At 61.9% G+C, this 19,652-nt stretch carries 16 protein-coding genes; 6 read left to right on the top strand and 10 right to left on the bottom strand.

The features are described 5' to 3' along the window. Nucleotides 1-142: 142 nt before the first annotated feature. The 3 genes from PQG80_RS05670 to PQG80_RS05660 form a co-directional block, all read right to left on the bottom strand. Nucleotides 143-2,053: a DEAD/DEAH box helicase gene (locus tag PQG80_RS05670; RefSeq protein ID WP_271750247.1), complete on the bottom strand. Its 1,911-nt coding sequence runs from the start codon at nt 2,051-2,053 to the stop codon at nt 143-145. A 40-nt stretch (nt 2,054-2,093) separates the two neighbouring features. Continuing rightward, nucleotides 2,094-2,879, bottom strand: a complete 786-nt coding sequence (locus PQG80_RS05665) for an SDR family NAD(P)-dependent oxidoreductase (protein WP_432432719.1) — start codon at nt 2,877-2,879, stop codon at nt 2,094-2,096. A gap of 182 nt (nt 2,880-3,061) precedes the next feature. After that, nucleotides 3,062-3,520, bottom strand: coding sequence for a chemotaxis protein CheX (locus tag PQG80_RS05660; RefSeq protein ID WP_271750246.1), 459 nt, complete (start codon nt 3,518-3,520; stop codon nt 3,062-3,064). A 246-nt stretch (nt 3,521-3,766) separates the two neighbouring features. On the opposite strand from PQG80_RS05660, the gene PQG80_RS05655 reads away from it, so the two are divergent. Continuing rightward, entirely contained in the window at nt 3,767-4,708 is a 942-nt protein-coding gene (locus PQG80_RS05655; protein WP_271750245.1) for a zinc dependent phospholipase C family protein, read from the top strand. 15 nt (nt 4,709-4,723) lie between these two features. On the opposite strand, the gene PQG80_RS05650 is transcribed toward PQG80_RS05655, so the two are convergent. The 3 genes from PQG80_RS05650 to PQG80_RS05640 form a co-directional block, all read right to left on the bottom strand. After that, a complete protein-coding gene (locus PQG80_RS05650; protein WP_271750244.1) occupies nt 4,724-5,989 on the bottom strand; it encodes an MFS transporter in 1,266 nt (421 codons plus the stop codon). 161 nt (nt 5,990-6,150) lie between these two features. Beyond that, on the bottom strand, nt 6,151-6,753 hold the full coding sequence (locus PQG80_RS05645; protein WP_271750243.1) for a PadR family transcriptional regulator: 603 nt from the start codon (nt 6,751-6,753) through the stop codon (nt 6,151-6,153). Between the two features lie 10 nt (nt 6,754-6,763). Further along, nucleotides 6,764-8,326, bottom strand: coding sequence for an MDR family MFS transporter (locus PQG80_RS05640; protein WP_271750242.1), 1,563 nt, complete (start codon nt 8,324-8,326; stop codon nt 6,764-6,766). 198 nt (nt 8,327-8,524) lie between these two features. Between PQG80_RS05640 and PQG80_RS05635 the strand changes: the two genes are divergently transcribed. The 4 genes from PQG80_RS05635 to PQG80_RS05620 all read left to right on the top strand — a co-directional run bounded on the left by PQG80_RS05635 (nt 8,525) and on the right by PQG80_RS05620 (nt 11,881). Then, a complete protein-coding gene (locus tag PQG80_RS05635; RefSeq protein ID WP_271750241.1) occupies nt 8,525-9,427 on the top strand; it encodes a LysR family transcriptional regulator in 903 nt (300 codons plus the stop codon). A 42-nt stretch (nt 9,428-9,469) separates the two neighbouring features. Next, nucleotides 9,470-10,285 (top strand): histidinol-phosphatase, encoded by an 816-nt coding sequence (locus PQG80_RS05630; RefSeq protein WP_271750239.1) that lies wholly within the window; start codon nt 9,470-9,472, stop codon nt 10,283-10,285. Nucleotides 10,286-10,483: 198 nt separating this feature from the next. After that, nucleotides 10,484-11,461, top strand: a complete 978-nt coding sequence (locus PQG80_RS05625) for an EamA family transporter (RefSeq protein ID WP_271750238.1) — start codon at nt 10,484-10,486, stop codon at nt 11,459-11,461. 111 nt (nt 11,462-11,572) lie between these two features. Continuing rightward, nucleotides 11,573-11,881 (top strand): winged helix-turn-helix transcriptional regulator, encoded by a 309-nt coding sequence (locus PQG80_RS05620; RefSeq protein WP_271750237.1) that lies wholly within the window; start codon nt 11,573-11,575, stop codon nt 11,879-11,881. 73 nt (nt 11,882-11,954) lie between these two features. On the opposite strand, the gene PQG80_RS05615 is transcribed toward PQG80_RS05620, so the two are convergent. Next, a complete protein-coding gene (locus PQG80_RS05615) occupies nt 11,955-12,758 on the bottom strand; it encodes a sensor domain-containing protein (RefSeq protein ID WP_271750236.1) in 804 nt (267 codons plus the stop codon). A 217-nt stretch (nt 12,759-12,975) separates the two neighbouring features. Between PQG80_RS05615 and PQG80_RS05610 the strand changes: the two genes are divergently transcribed. Further along, nucleotides 12,976-13,971 carry a M15 family metallopeptidase gene (locus PQG80_RS05610; protein WP_271750234.1) on the top strand — a complete coding sequence of 332 codons (996 nt, stop codon included), beginning with the start codon at nt 12,976-12,978 and terminating at the stop codon, nt 13,969-13,971. A gap of 412 nt (nt 13,972-14,383) precedes the next feature. Here the strand turns inward: PQG80_RS05610 and odhB are convergent, their stop codons facing one another. The 3 genes from odhB to sdhB all read right to left on the bottom strand — a co-directional run bounded on the left by odhB (nt 14,384) and on the right by sdhB (nt 19,649). Beyond that, the gene (gene odhB, locus PQG80_RS05605) at nt 14,384-15,661 is read right to left on the bottom strand and encodes a 2-oxoglutarate dehydrogenase complex dihydrolipoyllysine-residue succinyltransferase (RefSeq protein WP_271750233.1); all 1,278 of its coding nucleotides are present in this window, start codon (nt 15,659-15,661) and stop codon (nt 14,384-14,386) included. Nucleotides 15,662-15,667: 6 nt separating this feature from the next. Beyond that, nucleotides 15,668-18,541 (bottom strand): 2-oxoglutarate dehydrogenase E1 component, encoded by a 2,874-nt coding sequence (locus tag PQG80_RS05600; RefSeq protein ID WP_271750232.1) that lies wholly within the window; start codon nt 18,539-18,541, stop codon nt 15,668-15,670. Between the two features lie 334 nt (nt 18,542-18,875). Continuing rightward, a complete protein-coding gene (sdhB, locus tag PQG80_RS05595; protein WP_271750231.1) occupies nt 18,876-19,649 on the bottom strand; it encodes a succinate dehydrogenase iron-sulfur subunit in 774 nt (257 codons plus the stop codon). Nucleotides 19,650-19,652 lie beyond the last annotated feature (3 nt).

Raw genomic sequence — 19,652 nt, 5'->3', positions numbered from 1 at the left:
CTCATTATAACGAAGCCGTGGAGCGCTTGCATCTTCCCCGGTACATGGCGGCCGTACGTCACCGAAGCCCGCAAGCTGCGACCGAAAAGAAGACGATGCGGCTGAGTCTGCCGCATCGTCCTGGCGCCCTGGGGCGAGGCTTCTATTCGGGTTGCGCGTCGTTGTTCGCCCGCTTGTCCTTCAGCCAGCGGGGCGCTCCTTTGTTTTTGCGGTCGCGCTCGCGGTTTTCCTTGGCCTTGGGAGCCGTGCGAGCCGGCTGCGGCTTCTTGTCGACGCCTCTGCCCGCAACGTTCGCGACGCCCGCTGCGGTCTGATCGCGCTTGGCGCCGACCGCCTTTCTGCCCGCGGCTTGCGAGTCCGCCTGCTCGGCGGCCGGCCGCGCGTCCACGCGCTTGGCGCCGGCATCGCGCGGTCCTGCAGCCGCCGCCCTGCCCGCAGAGCCCTGCGGCGTAGCGGAGCGCGCGCCGCCGGCTGCGGAACCCGGCTGCGGCCTCGCGCCCGCCTTCGCGCCGGCTGCTTGCGCAGGCCGGCTACCGCTCAGCATGCGCCGCGGCCCCTTCGCGCCGCCTGCGCCGGCGGCGCTGCCGCCCTGCGCCCCGGAGCGTTCGCCGCCTGCCGGCTCGCGCTTCGCTTCGCCCTGCGTGCCGCCGAGGCGTCCGTGCGCGAGCTGGCGCTCGCGAATCTCGATGCGCAGCTGCTTGCCCAGCTTGTCCATGATGAACAGCTCCTTGGGCGTCACGATCGTGATCGACGTCCCGCTCCGCCCCATCCGCCCGGTGCGTCCCGCGCGGTGAACGTAATGGTCGGCGTCTAGCGCCGGCTCGAACTGCAGCACGAGAGCGAGATCCTGCACGTCCAGTCCGCGCGCGGCTACGTCCGACGCGATCAACAGCTTCGTTTTCCCCTCGCGGAATTTGCGCAGCACCTCGCCCCGCTCGCGTCCCGGCGTATCGCCGTACAGCGCGTCTACCGCGAAGCCTTCGAACCGCAACTTGGCGAGCAGCTCGCCGATCCGCTCGATATCGTTCACGAACAGAAGCGTCGACGCAGGCTTCATCGTGCGTACGATGCGCCGCACCAGGTCGATCTTGTCCCGCGGATCGCTGACCAGGTACAGATGCTCGATCGTCGGAGGCAGCCCGGGCTCCTGCTCCTGCCGGACCGTGGTCTCCCATGGGTCGCGGAGCCACTTGGCCTCCGCGGCGCGCATCGTATCCGAGCGCGTCGCCGATACGAATACCGTCTGCCGGTCCTTGGCGGCGTTCTTGAGCACGAACTCGACGTCGTGCTTACCGCCGAGCGAAAAGACGCGATCGGTCTCGTCCACGACGACATGCCGTACGCCGTGCAGCGGCAGCTTGCGGAGCGAAACGACCTCGCGGACCCGGCCCGGCGTGCCGACGACGATGGCGGGCTTGCCCTTCATGCGGTCGAGTTGGCGCGACAACGCGGCGCCTCCGATTAATGCCACCGTCTTGACGCCCAGCGGCTCGCCGTACTTCTCCGAGACGCGGACGATCTGCATCGCCAGCTCCTGCGTCGGCGCGATAACGATGGCTTGCGTCTCGCGCTTCGCCGGATCGACCAGCTGGAGAAGCGGCAGCAGATAAGCCAGCGTCTTGCCGGAGCCCGTCGGAGACCGCAGCACCCCGTCCCGGCCCGCCAGCAGCTCGGGAATGACGCCGGACTGCACCGAGGTCGGCTCCTGCATTCCGGCTTCAGCGAGCGCGGCAGTCAACTCGGCGCAAAGTCCGAGCGCGGCAAACGTCCGTCTATCGACGTCATCGGCTTCCGTCTCTGCCGCTTCATTGCCAGCACCCGCACCGCCTGTCGCTGCATGGGCTGCCACTTCATTGCCAGCACCCGCATCGGCTGCCGCTGCTGCGCCAGCCGCCGTAGCACTCTCATTCGTCTCCACACTGTCAGTTGTCTCCACACTGCCAGCCGTCTCCGCGCTGTCAGCCGCCGTCACGCCTTCGGCAGCCGCCTCCGTCCGCACCTCGGCCGGCGCACCGTCCCGTTCTTCGCGTCGTTCTATCTGTTCTTCCGACATCGTTCAGTCTCCTTTGCGGCGGCGCCCTCCGGCGCGGCCGTCATTTCTTGTTGAGCAGGCGGGCGGTTGCGCCGGCCGTCCATACCGGGAACAGCTGGATCAGCTTGGCGCCGGCCGCGGACACCCATGGCAGATCGCGCTCGGCCCGGCCCGTCTCCAGCAGACGCACCAACGCCCCGGCCACCTTGTCCGGCTTCATCATAAAGCGCCTGATATTGCGCTTATACGTCCCTTCCGGATCCGCCAGGTCAAAAAAAGGCGTGTCGATCGGCCCCGGATTGAGCGCCGAAATCCGGATTCCGCTGCCGCGCAGCTCCTGCCGCAGCGAATTGGTGAAGCCCAGCACGGCGTGCTTCGAGGCGGCATACGCCGTGGCCTTGGCCGTCCCGATCTTGCCCGCGATCGAGGCGATGTTAACGATATGCCCGGCCCCCGCCTGCTTCATAACCGGATACACGGCCTTGCAGAAGCGCACGGTACCCATATAATTCACATCCATCATCGCTTCGAATCGCGCCAGGTCCGTCTCCTCGAAGGACAGGAATTCCCCGTATCCCGCGTTGTTCACGAGCGCGTCGATGCGTCCGTACCGGTCGAGCGTGCGGGCCACGGCCTCGCGCACCGAAGTCTCGCTCCGCACGTCGCAGCCGATAACCGCATGCTCGCTCCGGATCGTGCCCGATACTTCGGCCAGCTTGTCCGCCGACCGCGCGGCCAGCACGGGCACCGCGCCGCGCTCCGCCAGCATGCGCGCCGCCAGCGCGCCGATCCCGCTCGAGGCGCCGGTCAGGAGCACGATCCGGCCCTGCAGGTCTATGGATGCCATCCGCATTCTCCTTCTACGCCGTCCGGTGGATGCGACGGCCAACGTCGATTATTCATATGAGTCGTCGGGATCAACCCGCAGTCCGCTCGCAAACGTTAAAAAAAGCCCCAGCGGGGCTTCCTTATTGTAGCATACGGAACGGTCCGGCGACATCTCGGCGCCGCCGAACCGGCAGGCATCGATCAGGCGATCAGAACCTGGATCTCCATCTCGCCGATGCCGTCCATGATGAGAGGCACCGCCAGCGCCTTGCGGCTCTGTCCATGGCTGTCGATCATCGAGTGCAGGACGCGCGGAGGCGTAATGTCCACGTGCACGCCCTGGTTGAACAGAATCGTCGATGCGTTGCCGCTGATCATGTTCCCCAGCTCGGAGATCGCGCTCTTGCCCATCTCGTCGATCTCGGTGATGACGAATCCGCCCATCATCGCGGATATGATCTTGAGCGCGACGGATTCGCTCAGGCCGAATACGATGTCTCCGCTCATATGGCCGGTGAGCCCGATCTGAATCCATACGTGATTGTCCACGAAGTGAATATCCTTGACCGCCAACTGGCCGGTGCTGGGCCGAATCTGAACCATTTGCTCGATCACCATGCGTGCCGATTCCAGGAATGGGTTGATATATTCTGCCTTCATTCGCGAGCGATGCCTCCTTGCGAGCCGTTTCTGTACCGCCTGAATCCGTTGCCTGCGCGTCGTTTCGACAAAAATCCGCTTCTCTTGCCTTGTTGCCATCATTATACTTAAATAAGTAGTACAAGTATACTTATTTTCGTTGATTCACGGTACTTTCGAACGATATTAGGTCTTAGGACCCGGTCGAAAATCCGATGAAGAACGACATCTGAAGTCGCATTTCCGCATCATACCGGAGGTTGCATCATGCCTAATATTTGGTCGCACATTCAATTCGGCAGAGAGATCGCGATCGCGCTCGGACTCTCTTACCTGGAACGCCGCGAACTGCGCGTCGCGTTTCAACTGGGCTGTCAAGGCCCCGATTTTTTGTTTTACGATCACTTTCTGCCCTGGCAGCGCTCGCATACGGCGGCCAACCGGCTCGGCAGCCTCCTGCATAACGTCTCCTGCGGACCGTTCATGATCGACCTGTTCGAAGAAACGCGCGATAGACCCTGCGACGCCCAGGCCGAGGCATACGCCGCGGGCTTCCTGCTGCACCACGTGCTGGACCGGCATGCGCATCCTTACGTGTTCAGCCTGTCCGGCTTCGGCAAGTGGAAGCACCAAGCCTTCGAGACCGCCATGGATTCGATCGTCATGTGGCGCCGCGCAGGCATTCATACGGGAAAAACGCCCGTGTCGGGGGAGATCGACACGGGCGGCCGACTCCCCGGAGGAATGGCGGACGTCGTCTATAAGCTGGCCTGTCGGCATTATCCCGGCCTGGCTGGAGAGCTCACTGCGGACAGGCTCGATGCCTCCGTGCGCCAGTTCGTCGCCGCGCAGCGCCTCTTTTTCGATCCGATCGGCTGGAAGAGCAAGTTGACGCTGGGGCTGCTCGCTCCCTTCTCGCCGCCGCGCGCGATCCCGCAATGGGACGTCCTGAACGCCAGGCGCAGCGGCTGGATCGACCCCGTCGACCGGACGCGCGTTCGGCAGGAGAGCGTATACGATCTATGGGATGCCGCCTTCGAAGACGCCAAGCGCACGCTGAGCGCCGGTCTCGGCTGGCTCGGCGTCCGGGACGACCGGGAGGCGGAGCGGGCGAAGGCGAGCTTCGAGGCGCTCGTCGGCAACGTTTCCTACGAGACCGGCCTTCCCTGCGGCAGCGCCTGGATCACCTATGCGGAGCCTGTCATTTGAGCCCTGTCCACAGCGCTACTCAGCAGCCTCGCGCCACCCTTTTTCCAGGTTGACCAGCTTGAGCAGCGCGATCCCGATGACGAAGAAAAGCGCGATCGCGAGCAGCGCCGCGCGGCTCGAGCCGGTGAGGACGCCGACGACGCCGAAAACGAGCGGGCCGCCGAACGAGAAAAAGCGGCTCGTGAAGCTAAGGAAGCCGTTGAACTCGGCGGTGCGCCCCGGCGGGATCAGGCGGCTGTAGATCGCCCGCGAGGTGGATTGCGCGCCGCCCTGGACGAGGCCGACGAGCAGCGCGAGCGCGAAGAAGTGATACTCGTTGGTCATGAGGAAACCCAGCAGCACGATGACCACGTACACCGACAGTGCGCCGTACAACATCTTTTTGCCGCCGATCCGGTCCGCCAGCCTGCCGAACAGCCACGTCGCGGGGAAGCCGACGAACTGCGTCAGCAGAAGCGCGCCGATGAGCGCGTTCTGGTCTAGGCCGATATCCGTGCCGTAGCTCGTCGCCATGACGATGATCGTATTGATGCCGTCGAAAAAAAACCAGTAAGCGACCATGAACTTGAACAGCTCGGGGTAACGCTTCACGCTGCGGAAGGTCTGCCCGAGTCTTGCCAATCCCTCGCGCACGCTGTCCGCGGCCGATGCGCCGGGCAAGCCTTTCGCTTCGCGCACATGCCTGAACAGCGGCAGCGAGAAGAGCACCCACCAGACGCCCACCATGGCGAAGGAAACTTGCGATGCCCCCGCCGAATCCTTGAAGCCGAACGCTTCCCAACCGATGATGAGCGCGAGATTCACCGTCAGCAGCACGCCGCCGCCGAGATAGCCCATCGCGAAGCCTCTCGCGCTGACCCGCTCCCGCATCGGGGGCGATGCTACGTCGTTGAGCAGCGCGTCGTAAAAGGTGCCGCCCATGCCGAACCCGATCATGCCGACGATGACGAGCAGCGAGGCCGCGGGCCAATCGCCTTCGCCGATGAACGCCATGCCGATGCAGGCCGCTGCGCCCAGCAGCGAGAAGAAGCGAAGGAATTTCTTTTTGCCGCCCGAGCGGTCGGCGATCGCGCCGAGCAGCGGCGACAGCACCGCGATGACCAGCGCCGCCGCCGTCTGCGTGAACCCCCAATAAGAGGTCGCCCTGCCGTCCTCGAGGCCCGCCGCGGCCACGCTCGCATAATAGATCGGCATGACCGCCGCCATGATCGTCGTCGCGAACGAGGAGTTCGCCCAGTCGTACATCATCCACGCTCGGATCGCTTTTTGATCGTCCTGCACCGCATCGCCCCCTTACCGGAATTTAGCCTTCTCATCAATTCGACACGGGCGGGGCGCATTTCCTTCGTGCCTTCAAAATTCCCGCCGCGCACCTGCTCCCTACCGGCAAACGAAAAACCCGCCTGAGCGCTCATGGCGCCGAGGCGGGCTTGCATTGAACCTCAATCGGGATGGGGTGGGAATGGCGGACGCGCGACGCGACTCCACTCGCCTGCATCGTCGCGTACTTCATCGTACGCGCCGTTCGCGGCTTCGGCGACGATTAACGACAGCCATTCGCGCTCCGCGCGACCGAACTCCAGCATGCCGCCGATCATCCGCAGCGCGCTGGACGGGATTCGTCTGGCCTTTTCGGCCATCACCCGCTCGAGCGAGGCGATCCGCTCCTCGCAGGCCGCGAGCTGGCGGCCCGCGATCTCCGCCACGCGCGTCTGGTCCGCGTATCGCAAGAAGGGCATCGCCAGCATCATCGGGTGCTGCGGGTAGGCGGGCTGTTCGAGCTGTTCGTACATCAGCCTCTCGAATTCCTGCCGGCCGGACGCGGTGATGCGGTAGATCGTCTTGTCCGGACGGTGTTCGCCCGGCACGGGAACCGTGTGCACCGCCTCGATCCAGCCGCGTTCGCGCAGCTGATCGACCGCATAGTACAGAGAACCGTCGCGCAGTCTAAACGCATAGTTCCAGTTGCGATTCACCATCGTCTGGCGAATCTCGTACGGATGCCGGTCCTTTTCCAGCAGGATGCCGAGGATGAGCAGCTTCATGGACATCGCGTCACCCGCGCTCCGGCGCGCCCTCCGGCTTGGCCGCATTCTCCGCGCCTGGCTTGCCGGCGTTGGACGGCGCCATTCGCGCCTTGCCCATCAGGAGGGCGAACACGAACGCCAGCGCCGGCAGCAGCGCCACCCATTGGAAGGTCGTGATGATCGAATCGCCGAGCTCGTTCAGGAGCTTCTGCAGCACTTCCTGCGGAATCTTCATGACGGCTTGTACCGCAGGATCCAGCAGCGCCTGCCCGCTCTTGATCTGAGCCGCCAGCTCGGGGCTCGCCCCCGGCATCGACAGCACGTCGGACTGGAAGGCGTGCTTCTGGATGGCGCCGAATACGGTGATGCCGAGCGCCGAGCCGATCGTGCGGAAGAACGTGATCAGCGAGGAAGCGGAGCCTTTGTACTGCGGCGGCACGGAACCAAGCGTCGAGATGTTGAGCAGGGAGAACGAAACGCCGATCCCAAGGCCTACGACGATCATGTACAGAGTGATGATGCCGCGTCCCGTCGACAGGTCCATCGCGAAGCCCAGCAGCGCCGCGCCGATCGTGAGCACGATCGACGATACGATCATCGTCGTGCGGAAGCGGAACTTGCCGGCGACCAGTCCGCCGATCTGGCTGCTGATGACGACCGCGATCATCATCGGCGTCAGCACCAGGCTCGTCTGCGTCGCGGTCTTGTGGAAGACGCCCTGGATGAACAGCGGGATATAGGTGGCGCAGGCGATCATGACGCCCCCGTACAGGAAGCTGATCATCATGCTGCTCGTGAACAGCGACTTCTTGAACAGGCCGAGCGCGATGATCGGATCCTTGGCCATGCGCTCCGCGATCAGGAACAGGATGAGCAGCAGTCCGGAAGCGACGAACAGGCCGATCGTCTTGAACGAGTCCCACGCCCAGCCTTCCGAGCCGCCGAGCTCCAGCGCGAACATGAGGAACAGGACGCCCCCGGTCAGCAGAATCGCGCCGAGCCAGTCGATGCTCTGCTTCCGCCGGGCGGCCGACTCATAATACGCGCGGGAGATGAAGTAAAACGAGAGGATGCCGATCGGCACATTGATGTAAAAAATCCAGCGCCAGCTGATATTGTCCGTGATGACGGCCCCGAGTATCGGTCCGAACACGCTGGACATGCCGAATACGGCGCCGAACAGACCCATCATCTTGCCCCGCTTCTCCTGCGGGAACAGATCGAAGATGATGGTGAACACGATCGGCATGAGCGCGCCGCCGCCGATGCCTTGAATCGCGCGGTAGATGATCAGCTGATCCATGTTCTGCGCGGTGCCGCACAGGATGGAGCCTAGCAGGAACAATACGACCCCGAGCAGGAAGTACCGCTTGCGCCCGAACATGTCCGACAGCTTGCCGAAGATGGGCGTCGCGACGACCATGGCGATCATATAGGCGGAATAGACCCAGATAAACTTGTCCAGCCCCCCTAACTGCTGGATGATCGTCTTCATCGCGGTGGATACGATCGTCTGGTCGAGCGCGGCCATGAACAAACCGAGCATGAGCCCCGCGATCGCGAGTTTTACGTTGCTTTTTTTCGCATCCATGGAAGGATAGATCCCTCTTTCTTCATTCGACTAATTGGAGTTCAAATCGATTATACTCAAATTTGAGTAAGTTGCAACAACCATTCGCCGAACTCTTTGCTTACCCATAGGATTCCTTCTATAATAATTGGAGTAAGAAAAACTCTTTATTCGCGCACTCCTGTCGATAAAATATTCAAATAGGATGGAGTGACAGGATTGAATATTAACCAGTTGGAGACGTTGCTGACCATCTCGAAGACGCTCAGCTTCCGCAAAGCCGGCGAAGCGCTGAATTTGACGCAGCCCGCCGTGTCCGCCCAGATTAAAAGTCTGGAGGACGAATTCAAGACGATCCTGGTCGACCGGAATCATCCGGTAACGCTCACCGACCGCGGGCAGGTGTTCCTGGAACACGCCAAGCGGATGCTATCCATCGTCGAGGAGCTCAAGCAGAAGCTGTCCGATCTGGATCAGAATCCGCAGGGACATATCGTGCTAGGCACGACCAGCTCCATCGCGATTCAGATTCTCCCCCGGGTGCTGTCTTATTTCCAGAACCAATACCCGCTCATCAAGACGACGATCCATACGATGCCCTCCTCCCAGGTGCTCACCAGCGTGGAAAACGGCTTCGTAGACATCGGCATCGGCTACCTGGCCGATCGGAGCGCGCATGTCGAGACTTCGGTGCTCTACTACGATACGTTCGAGCTGGTCGTCGCGCCGGGCCATCCGCTCGCGTCCCGCAACCGCGTCACCGTGGGCATGCTGCGAGACGTTCCCCTGATCCAGCTGTCGCCGGACACGCTGGGCCGCCGGTTCGTCGACCGGATCTTCAGGGAGCATCATATCGAGCCGAATCCCGTGATGGTCCTGAGCAGCAGCGAAGAGGTCAAACGAATGGTGGAGCTCAATCTCGGCGCGGCCATCGTGTCCAAGCTGTCGATCGCGAGCGAGCTGCGGCGGGGCACCCTGAAGATGATCGCGGTCGCGGAGCTGGAGGTCAGCCATCCCGTCGGCGTCATCACCAAGTCCGGCCGCTACGTCAGCCACGCGATGAAGCAATTTCTGAACGACTTGAAGGGAATGCCGGAGGATCAATTCACCGGCAGCGAATAAGGATAAATATAGAGGTAAGTCGATCTTGAGGAGGCGGTTCCCTTGGAAAAATTCGATTTGCATACGCATCACGAGCGCTGCGGCCATGCTTCCGGCGTCATCGAGGACTATATCGAAGCGGCGATCTCGGCGGGCATGACGGCGATCGGCATCTCCGACCATTCTCCTTACTTCGCCCGGGAAGAAGACCGGTATCAGCCGGGCATCGCGATGGCGAAGAGCGAGTTCCCGAATTACGTAGCCGAGGTGCTGCGCCTCAAGGATAAATACAAGGACCGGATCGAGGTGCTGCTCGGGGTCGAGTCCGACTACTTCCCCGAGAGCGTCGAGATCTACCGGGCGGCCTATGCGCCCTATCCGTTCGATTATCTGATCGGCTCGGTCCATCAGACCCGCGGCATCAGCATCTTCAACCGCAACCGGTGGCGCCAGCTCGAAAAGTCCGAGCATACCGCCGAGAAGAAGCTGTATTACAAGCTGATCACCGAATCGGCTAACGCCGGCATGTTCCAGGTGCTCGGCCATATCGATGCCATGAAGGCCTATTATCCGGGCTTCTCCGACATACGCGGCGCCGAAGACGACGTCGACCAAGCGCTGAGGGCGGTCGCGGCGCACGACATTGCCCTCGAGATTAATACGAGCGGCAGCACCAAGGACGTCGGCGGCTGGTATCCGTCGGACGCCATCCTCGAGCGGGCGCTGCACTTCGGCGCCGACGTGACGTTCGGCTCGGACGCCCATATCCCCGAGCGGGTCGGCGACGACTGGGAGCAAGTGCGCCGGCGCCTCAAGGAGATCGGATTTGAAAGATGGGTATATTTCCGCCAGAAACGTAAAGTGGTCGTGCCGCTGTAACCGCGGCTTGCGCATAAAAAAAAGAGGCCCGCCACCGCTGGCAGGCCTTCAAGGATATGAAAAAGGGGGTCTTGGTCGTTATTGTAACCGACGTCTGAGACACGCCTGTAACAACTATATTGCAATTGTGTTACAAAGAATAATTCCGTCTCATTCCTCGTTCTTCGTTCTTGACGCTAACGGAAGGAGTACCTCCTTTTGCACTGGTTCCCTCTCGCCGTATTCAGCGCGCTCGCCTTCGGTCTGGCCGGCTTCTTCATGAAGACGAGCCAGATGCGCGGCGGCGCGCTGTCTTCGCTCCTGCTCGGCTTGTACGCCGCGGGCACCGCCGGCTTCTGGCTCCAGGCGCTCATGACGGGCGCTTGGCAGCCGTTCGACGGGCGCTTGTGGCTCGCGGGCGCCGTCATCGGCCTTGGCTCCGCATGGGGCAACCTGCTGTTCATGCGCGCGCTGGCCCATGGACCGGCCAGCCTCGTCTCGCCGCTCGCGAACGCCAATATCCTCATCGTGATGGGGGCCGGGATCGCATGGTTCGGCGAGCCGCTGCGTACGACGGCGCTCGTCGGCGCGGCCTGGCTGCTGGCCGGCATCGCGCTGCTGTCGCTGCGGGGCGGATCGACGCCGGGCGCCACAGGCAGAGCGCCGTCGACCGCCGGTAACCCCGAGATGGCCGGACGGCGCTGGTACCCGCTCGCTTTGGCGGCGATGGGCCTGTTCGTCCTGCGTAACGGCGGGTTGAAGGTGACGGACGGACTTGGGCTGGACAGCGCCTCCGTGCTGTGGGCGGGCTATCTGTTGTCGCTGCTGTGGTTCGCGGCGGACGCATGGATCAAGCGCAGCGGCGCCCGGTCCGGCGCGGGCCGGGACAACGCACCCGGTTCGGACATGGGGATCGGTCCGGACAACGCTGCCGGCGGCCGATCCCTTTCTCATTCCGCCTCCATCCGCACCGGGTTTAGGTGGGGGTTGGCGGCCGGCGTGTTTTCTTACGGCGGCTTGCAGCTGTACTCCGATGCGCTCGCCCGCGGGCCTTCGCATCTAGTCGCGCCCATTTTTGCCGCCAATAGCCTCGTGGTCGTCGTCCTCTCGCTCGTCCTCTACCGCGAACGCCTATCGATTCCCCAATGGGCGGCCCTGTTCTGCTTGCTGGCAGGCTTGATATTAATCCGTATCTGAACGTCGCGAATACACAAACTAACTTATATATAGTAATAAACATTTTTATTGTACCTTCTATTCATTTAGAGACCAATATGATAAAATGGAGGAATGAAAGGGGTGAGCCGCATGGACTACTCCAAAATGTGCCCTAAATACGAGCATGCCGCCGAACTGCTCGGCAAAAAGTGGACGGGTCTCATCGTGCGCGTGCTGATGGGCGGTCCGAAGCGCTTTAAGGATATGAAGGAACAGATACCGGATATGAGCGACAAGATGCTCACCGATCGCATGAAGGAACTGGAGTCGAGCGGGCTCGTGAAGCGTACCGTCTATCCCGAGATGCCGGTGCGCATCGAATACGAACTGACGGACAAGGGCCGGGATCTGGAGGAAGTCATCCTCTCCATCCAGACCTGGGGAGAAAAATGGATGTAGGGCCGTATACGCAAAAAAGAGCAGTCCCGGTGCCGAGATCGTCGGCCAGGGCTGCTCTTTTTTGTTGGCTTGATCAATGCGCCTGCGGGGCTTGCGTATGGCGTGCATCCTCGTCGTACCGGCTGATCGCCGCTTCGGCGCGGGCGAGCCAATCGCCGGCAGCGGCCGGGACGGGTGCTTCAGCCGGATGCGCCGGCGCGATCGGAGCCGCCGGAGCCGTGTCTTCGGGACGTCCGGCGAAAAACTCGAGCCAGGCGGCATAAGCGCGGCCGCATGCCCGAAGCAGCGCCGGAACGAACAGCATCAATACGACCCCGATGCCGGAGACGACGAGCGAGCGCTCAAATGGCGACAGCGGCGGGAGCAGCATGTTCATCGTGGCGTCGTCGTACAGGACGTAGCCGTACAGGTAGTCGCTGACCTTGAATGCCGCAGGGGCCAGCATGACGGCGAAGACGGATAGCGGCACCACGAGCGAGACGACGAACAGCGCGATGCGCAGCGGGAATCCGAGCAGCTGATGCGCGGCCGCGCGATAGCCCTGCGGGTTGCCGAGCGCCCGGAACCATCCTCTCCAGGATGTGCGGGCCGCGCTCGCAGGTTCGCCGCCTGGCGCTTGCTGCAGCGCGGCTCCTGCGGCTTCGGGGATCGGAGCGCCCGCTCTCCAGGCGCTCCAGCGCTGATTTTCCCGCTGCATGCGCAAGGCGCTCCAGGTTAAGGTCGCGGCCAAGATCGGTATGCCGATGCCGACGATCGCCAGGCTCAAGCCGAGCACGACGCCAGTCAGCGTCAATACAAACATAACCACGCCTAGCGGCAGCAGACCGAGCTGCAGCTTCCAGGCACGGATGGCGCTCATGCGCGAATGGGATCTCATAGGGAATAGCCTCGCTTTCAGAACGTTTGCTTTAATTGTAGCAATCGGCCAGGCGACTCGTGAGCGTCTGCGGAAGGGGATGCTTCCCCGACCTTGGACCAGGCCTGTCCCAGTCTCTATATCAGCTGGTATAATCTATGTCCGAATTATGCGGAGTTTGTCGAAACAAATCTAACTCTATGATCGTCTAATCAATAGAATCGGGAGGGATTATGAAATGAAAATAGGCAGATGGCTGATCGCGGGAGCGGTCGTCGCGGTCGTCCTATGGAAAGCGGACGATATCATAGGAACGGATAAACAGCAGAGCGCGGCACCGCCGGCGGCCACAGAGACCGCTGTCGCACCGCCCGCCGAGAGTGCGGTCAGCTCCGATGCCGGCAACGACGCCGGCGAGAGCGCCTCGCCCACGCCTACAGATAGCGCGGAAACGGAAGCGCCCACAGGGGATGCCGAAGCATCGGATACGCCCTCAGCAACGCCCTCGACAACGCCTGAGGCGCCGGCCTCGACACCGGACGCTTCCGACGAAGCCGATAATAGTAACGGGTCCGAGAGCCTGGATGCGCTGCTGCAGCTGAACGCTCCGGACAAAACGGTCAAGGTCGGCAAAAACGGCATCGCCACCGTGACGAATTCAGACAGCATGCTCGTTCTGGTCAACAAAAAGCGCGAGCTCTCTTCCACCTACGCGCCCGACGATCTTGTGAAGCCGAATGTCGCGTTTTCGTTCTCGGGGGATTCGCCCAAGCAGAAGATGAGGAAGACGGCTGCCAAAGCGCTCGAGCAGCTGTTCGCGGGCGCCAAGGAAGACGGCATCACGCTGAAGGCCGTCTCCGGCTACCGCTCCTACGCGACGCAGAAGTCGATCTTCACGCGCAACGCCGACCTCAAGGGCGAAGAAGTCGCCAACCGCACCAGCGCGCGCCCCGGCCAGAGCGAGCATCAGACGGGCCTCGCGATGGACGTCTCCAGCGCCAGCGCGAACTACGAGCTCGAGCCCAAGTTCGGCGACACCAAAGAAGGCAAGTGGCTCGCCGCGCACTGCGCGGAGTATGGCTTCATTATCCGTTTTCTCGAAGGCCAAGAGGACGTTACGGGTTACTCTTACGAGCCGTGGCATGTTCGCTACGTCGGCAAGGAAGCGGCCAAGCAGGTCATGAAGGAAGGCGTCACGCTGGAAGCCTATCTCGAAGCGGCGACCAAAGCCTGAACAGAAGGAACGCTCGCACACGCGGGCGTTCTTTTTTATCGAGTTGTCCCTTAACCGCTATATATTACATACTCTCATTTACACGATATCCCCTTCGCACAGGGACGAACGAATATATCCAGCGAGTTACTTACCCTCCCCTTTATTATTCCATCCCGTTATTTCGGTATCCCCTTTAAACAGGAAAAGGATTAGCCTTGGTTTTATGCGGGGCTATTGAATGTGTTGATCCGTCCTAATTGCGCAATATCATTCTGTCCCTGATCGCCCGCTCCTGATTAAAGGGAATACCGTTAAAATGTCCAAAAAGCAGTATACCAGGGGTTTACTTCCCTTTATTTTCCAATAACGGCAATCCGCACATGAAAAAACCCCGCTTATCGTAAGCGGGGCTAAAAACTTTATTCACTTATCAGCCTTGCAGCAGCAGCGTCTCCGGATCCTCGAGCATTTCTTTCACCGCGACCAGGAAGCGGACGGCTTCGGCGCCGTCGACGATGCGGTGGTCGTAGGAAAGAGCGATGTACATCATCGGGCGGATCGCGATCTCGGTGTTGTTGTTGATCGCGACCGGACGGTGCTGGATCTTGTGCATGCCCAGGATGCCGACTTGCGGCGCGTTCAGGATCGGCGTGGACAGCAGCGAACCGAATACGCCGCCGTTGGTAATCGTGAACGTGCCCCCTTGCAGGTCGGACAGCGCGAGCGAGTTGTTGCGCGCCTTGACGGCCAGATCCGCGATGGAACGCTCGATCTCGGCGAAGCCCAGGCGATCGGCGTCGCGCACGACCGGCACGACAAGGCCTTCCTTCGCCGATACCGCGATGCCGATATCATAGAATTGCTTGGAGATGATATCGTCGCCGTCGATCTCCGCGTTCAGCAGCGGGTACTGCTTCAGCGCGCCAACGACTGCCTTCGTGAAGAAGGACATGAAGCCCAGGTTGACTTCGTTCTTTTCCTTGAACGCGTCCTTGCGGCGCTTGCGGACGTCGAGGATGGCGGTCATGTCGACTTCGTTGAACGTCGTAAGCATCGCGGCCGTGTGCTGCGCTTCGACCAGACGCGTCGCGATCGTCTGACGACGGCGGGACATCTTCTTGCGCTCGTAAGGCTTGGCCGACTGGAAAGCCGGAGCCGACGGCGCCTTGGAAGCCGAGGCGGCCGGAGCGGCAGGCGCTGGGGCGGAAGGCTGTGAGCCCGCTGCCCGCACGTCTTCGGGGTAGATGCGGCCGAGCGGATCGCGCGCCGGCGTCTGGCTCAGATCGATGCCTTGCTCGCGGGCGAGCTTGCGGGCAGCCGGCGTAGCGGACGGCTGACCGGCAGCGGCGGAAGCAGCGGCCGGCGCAGGAGCAGGCGCCGCCGGGGCGGGAGCCGAAGCTGCGGAAGCGGGAGCAGGTGCCGCGATCGGCGCTTGAACATGCGGAGCAGGTGCCGGTGCCGCAGCACCGCCCTCGCCTTCCGCGATGCGGCCGATGACCTGGCCGATCTGTACGGTGTCGCCTTCGTTAAACAAAAGCTCGGTGACGACGCCCGCTTGTTCCGCGCTGATCTCCAGGTTCACTTTGTCGGTCTCGAGTTCGAGCAGCAGATCGCCCGTGCTTACTTTATCGCCTGCTTTGACCGCCCATCGCGAGATGGTGCCTTCGGTAATCGATTCGCCCATTGCCGGTACTAATATATCTGCCACTGCGGCTTACCTCCCCAGATTGTGAGTCAACGTCGGACTCTGCTTCAAAGATTGCGTCAAGATATAGCTCTGCTCATCCGCATGCACGTCCGCGAACCCGGTAGCGGGGCTCGAACGGTCCGGACGGCCGATATACTTGACTTCCGCCCCTGCGGGCGCGGTCTCGCGGATACGCGATTCCATGAAGTTCCAGGCGCCCATGTTGCGCGGTTCTTCTTGGGTCCATACGACTTCCTTGAGCTTCGGGAAGCGGGCGAACACCTGCTTGATCTCCTCGGCCGGGAACGGATAGAGCTGCTCTACGCGGACGATGTGCAGCCAGTCCTTGCCGCCTTCTTTGTCCTTGGACAGCGCGTCCTCAAGATCGATCGCGACCTTGCCGGAGCAGAGCACGATGCGCTCTACGCGGTCCGGCTTGGCGCCGAGACCCGCTTGCTCGACGATCGTCTTGAAGCCGCCCTCGCCGAGCTCCGCGGCCGGCGAAGCGGCGCGCGGGTTGCGAAGCAGGCTCTTCGGCGTCATGATCACGAGCGGCTTGGCTTCGTCCGTGCCGGTGATCGACGCTTGGCGGCGCAGCAGATGGAAATACTGCGCGGCGCTGGACAGGTTCGCTACCGTCCAGTTGTCCTCCGCGGACAACTGCAGGAAGCGCTCGAGGCGGGCGCTGGAGTGCTCCGGACCCTGTCCCTCGTAGCTGTGCGGCAGCAGCATGACCAGACTCGAACGCTCCGACCACTTGGCGCGGCCCGACGAGATGAACTGGTCGATCAGTACCTGTGCCACGTTGGCGAAGTCGCCGAATTGCGCTTCCCAGATAACCATCGTCTCGGGCGAGTAAACGTTGTAGCCGTATTCGAAGCCGAGAACGGCGGATTCGGACAGCGGGCTGTTGTGCAGCGCGAAGGAAGCCTTCGCTTGCGGCAGCGCGTGCATCGGGCAGTACGTATCGCCGGTCTCGACGTCGTGCAGCACCAGGTTGCGCTGCGCGAACGTCGCGGTCTCCGCGTCCTGTCCGGTCATCCGGATGGCGCGGCCGTCGGCGAGGATCGAGGCGAACGCCAGCGTCTCCGCATGGCTCCAGTCGATTCTTTCGCCGTCATTCAAGGCGCCTGCGCGACGCTCCAAGATTTTCTGCAGCTTCGGATACAGCTTGAAGCCTTCGGGCCACTTGAGCAGCTCGGCGTTCAGCTCGCGGAGCTCGGCCAACGCAACGCGCCTAGGGGCGACGATGGCCGTCGCTTGCTGATCGACCGCTTGAGACTGAGGACCCTCGTGATGATCCTCGAGCGTCTTCATCTCCTCATACGCGTCCTTGAATACGGCGAGCACGGCGCTCTTGGCTTCTTCGAACTGCGCATCGGTCAGCTTGCCTTCCTTGACGAGACGGTCCGCATACACGCGGCTGACGCCGGGATGCGCCTTGACCTTCTTGTAGACGGTCGGCTGCGTCGGCTCGGGGTCGAGCGTCTCGTTGTGTCCGTGGCGGCGGAAGCCGATCAGGTCGATCAGGAAGTCCTTCTTGAACTTCTGGCGGTATTCGACCGCCATGCGCGCCACCGCGATCACGGCTTCGGGGTCGTCGGCATTGACGTGAACGATCGGAATCTCGAAGCCCTTGGCCGGATCGCTCGAATATTGGGTCGAACGAGAGTCGACGCTGTCGGTCGTAAAGCCGATCTTGTTGTTCACGATGACGTGAATCGTGCCGCCGATGCCATAGGCGCGCAGCGAGCTCAGATTCATCGTCTCGGTGACGATGCCTTCGCCAGGGAACGCTGCATCGCCGTGCATGACGATCGATGCGGCGACCTCGACCTTTTGCTTCGGATAACCGCGCTCGGTGCGATCGTCCTGCGCGGCGCGGGCGAAGCCCTGCACGACCGGATTCACGTACTCGAGGTGGCTCGGGTTGTTCGCGAGCACGACGCGCGTCTCGCCGCCCCGGGCGTTCTTCATGACATGACGGGCGCCAAGGTGATACTTCACGTCGCCGGTACCGCCGGGTTCGAACGTGAAGGTCCCTTCCGTCGGGGTTTTCTTGCCGCTCGATGCGGAGTGCTGGAACTCTGCGAAAATCTTCGTCAGCGGCTTTTGCAAAATATGCGCGAGCACGTTCAGACGGCCGCGGTGCGCCATGCCGATCGCGATGTCGCTGACGCCTTCGCCCGCGAGATCCTGCACCATGCGGTCGACCAAGGCGATCAGCGCGTCGTTGCCCTCGACGGAGAAGCGCTTGACGCCGATGAACGTCTTCTGCAGAAAGTCTTCGAACAGCTCGGCTTCAAGCAAGCGCTTCAGCAGGTCGGCGCGCTCCGCGGAGCTCAGCTGCTGCGAAGGCACCCGCTGCTCGGCATAGTCGTTGAGCCATCTGCGCTCGTCCTCGTCCGCGACATGGCTGAATTCATAGGCGATCGTCCCGCCGTATACTTCCTTCAGCCTGGAGATCGCCTCGGCGCCGTTGGTTATGCCCGCGGGCGCGCCTTCCCATACGAGATCCGCCGGCAGCGTAGCGAGCTCCGCGAAGGTCAGTCCGTAAGTCTCGGGCTCCAATATCTTGGTCGAAACGACCGGGCCGATGCCCAGCGGATCGATGTTGGCAGCCAGATGCCCATAGGTCCTGACGTTCCACACGAGCTTGCCGGCTAAGACCGCGTTGCGAAGCTGGCGCACGTCCACGGCGACAGCCGCACCCGGCGCCGAAGCGGCTGGGCTCCGGACCGAGCGCGGCGGCTCGCCCCACGCTTTGAATTGTTCGCGGTATTCTTGCGCTACCGATTCCGGATCGCGAAGATACAGTTCATATTGCTCTTCGATGTAGCCAAGGTTCGGGCCGTAGTACTTCGCCCATGGGTTCTGATGGTCTTGCTCGCCATTCGCCATTTGTGTGATCCCTCGGTCTTCTATAAAAGTTAATTATTGAGCTTAGCGGTATTGCTTATCCTCCATGATTATAAAGCATTTGTTTGCGACATTAAAATAATGATTTCCTATCGTTATGATCTCAAATTGAGAACGTTCGTCAAATATGAGCATAACAAAATCAGTATGCCGTACCGACAGGAGAAATATCCCTGTACCCGTACGATAATAGGCGGATGCCTAATCGCCTTGTCCAAAAATTCGTGGCGCTTCCTAAAGCAGAGCAAGCTCAAAAAAAAACCGGAAGCGGCCGACGTTAATCGGCGCATCTTCCGGGTAACCGTGCGAGCTTGGATCAGAAGCTCAGCCAGCGCTTGAACATATGCTTGGTCGTATCGCGATTCATCGCCGCGATCGACGTCGTGAGCGGGATGCCCTTCGGGCAGGAGCGCACGCAGTTCTGCGAGTTGCCGCAGCCCTCGATGCCCTCTTCGCCGTCCATGAGCGCCTCGAGGCGTTCGTGCGCGTTCATCTCGCCCGTCGGATGGGCGTTGAACAGGCGAACCTGTGAGATCGGCGCCGGGCCGATGAAGCTCGAGCGGTCGTTGACGTTGGGGCAAGCCTCGAGGCATACGCCGCACGTCATGCACTTGGACAGCTCGTATGCCCATTGGCGCTTGGTCTCGGCCATGCGCGGGCCCGGTCCGAGATCGTACGTGCCGTCGATCGGGATCCAGGCTTTGACCTTCTTCAGGGCGTTGAACATGCGCTCGCGGTTGATGACCAGGTCACGCACGACCGGGAACGTGGACATCGGCTCGACGCGGACCGGCTGCTCGAGCTTGTCGATCAGCGCGGAGCAAGCCTGGCGAGGCTTGCCGTTGATGATCATCGAGCAGGCGCCGCAGACTTCCTCGAGACAGTTGGACTCCCAGACGACCGGCGTCGTCTTGGCGCCGTCGGCCTTGACGGGATTCCGCTGAATCTCCATCAGCGCGCTGATGACGTTCATGTTCGGACGGTAAGGAATCTCGAATTCCTCTGTATAGGGAGCGGCGTCCGGCTTCTCCTGACGCTTGATAATGAACTTGACGGTGCGCTTGGCGGTAGCGGTAGCAGTCTCTGCCATCGG

Origin of the sequence: Cohnella rhizoplanae, from assembly GCF_948329515.1 — a bacterium.
In the GTDB taxonomy this organism is placed as follows: domain Bacteria; phylum Bacillota; class Bacilli; order Paenibacillales; family Paenibacillaceae; genus Cohnella; species Cohnella rhizoplanae.
The sequence above is the reverse complement of the archived record's forward strand: the minus strand, read 5'-3'. Positions and strand labels throughout refer to the sequence as shown.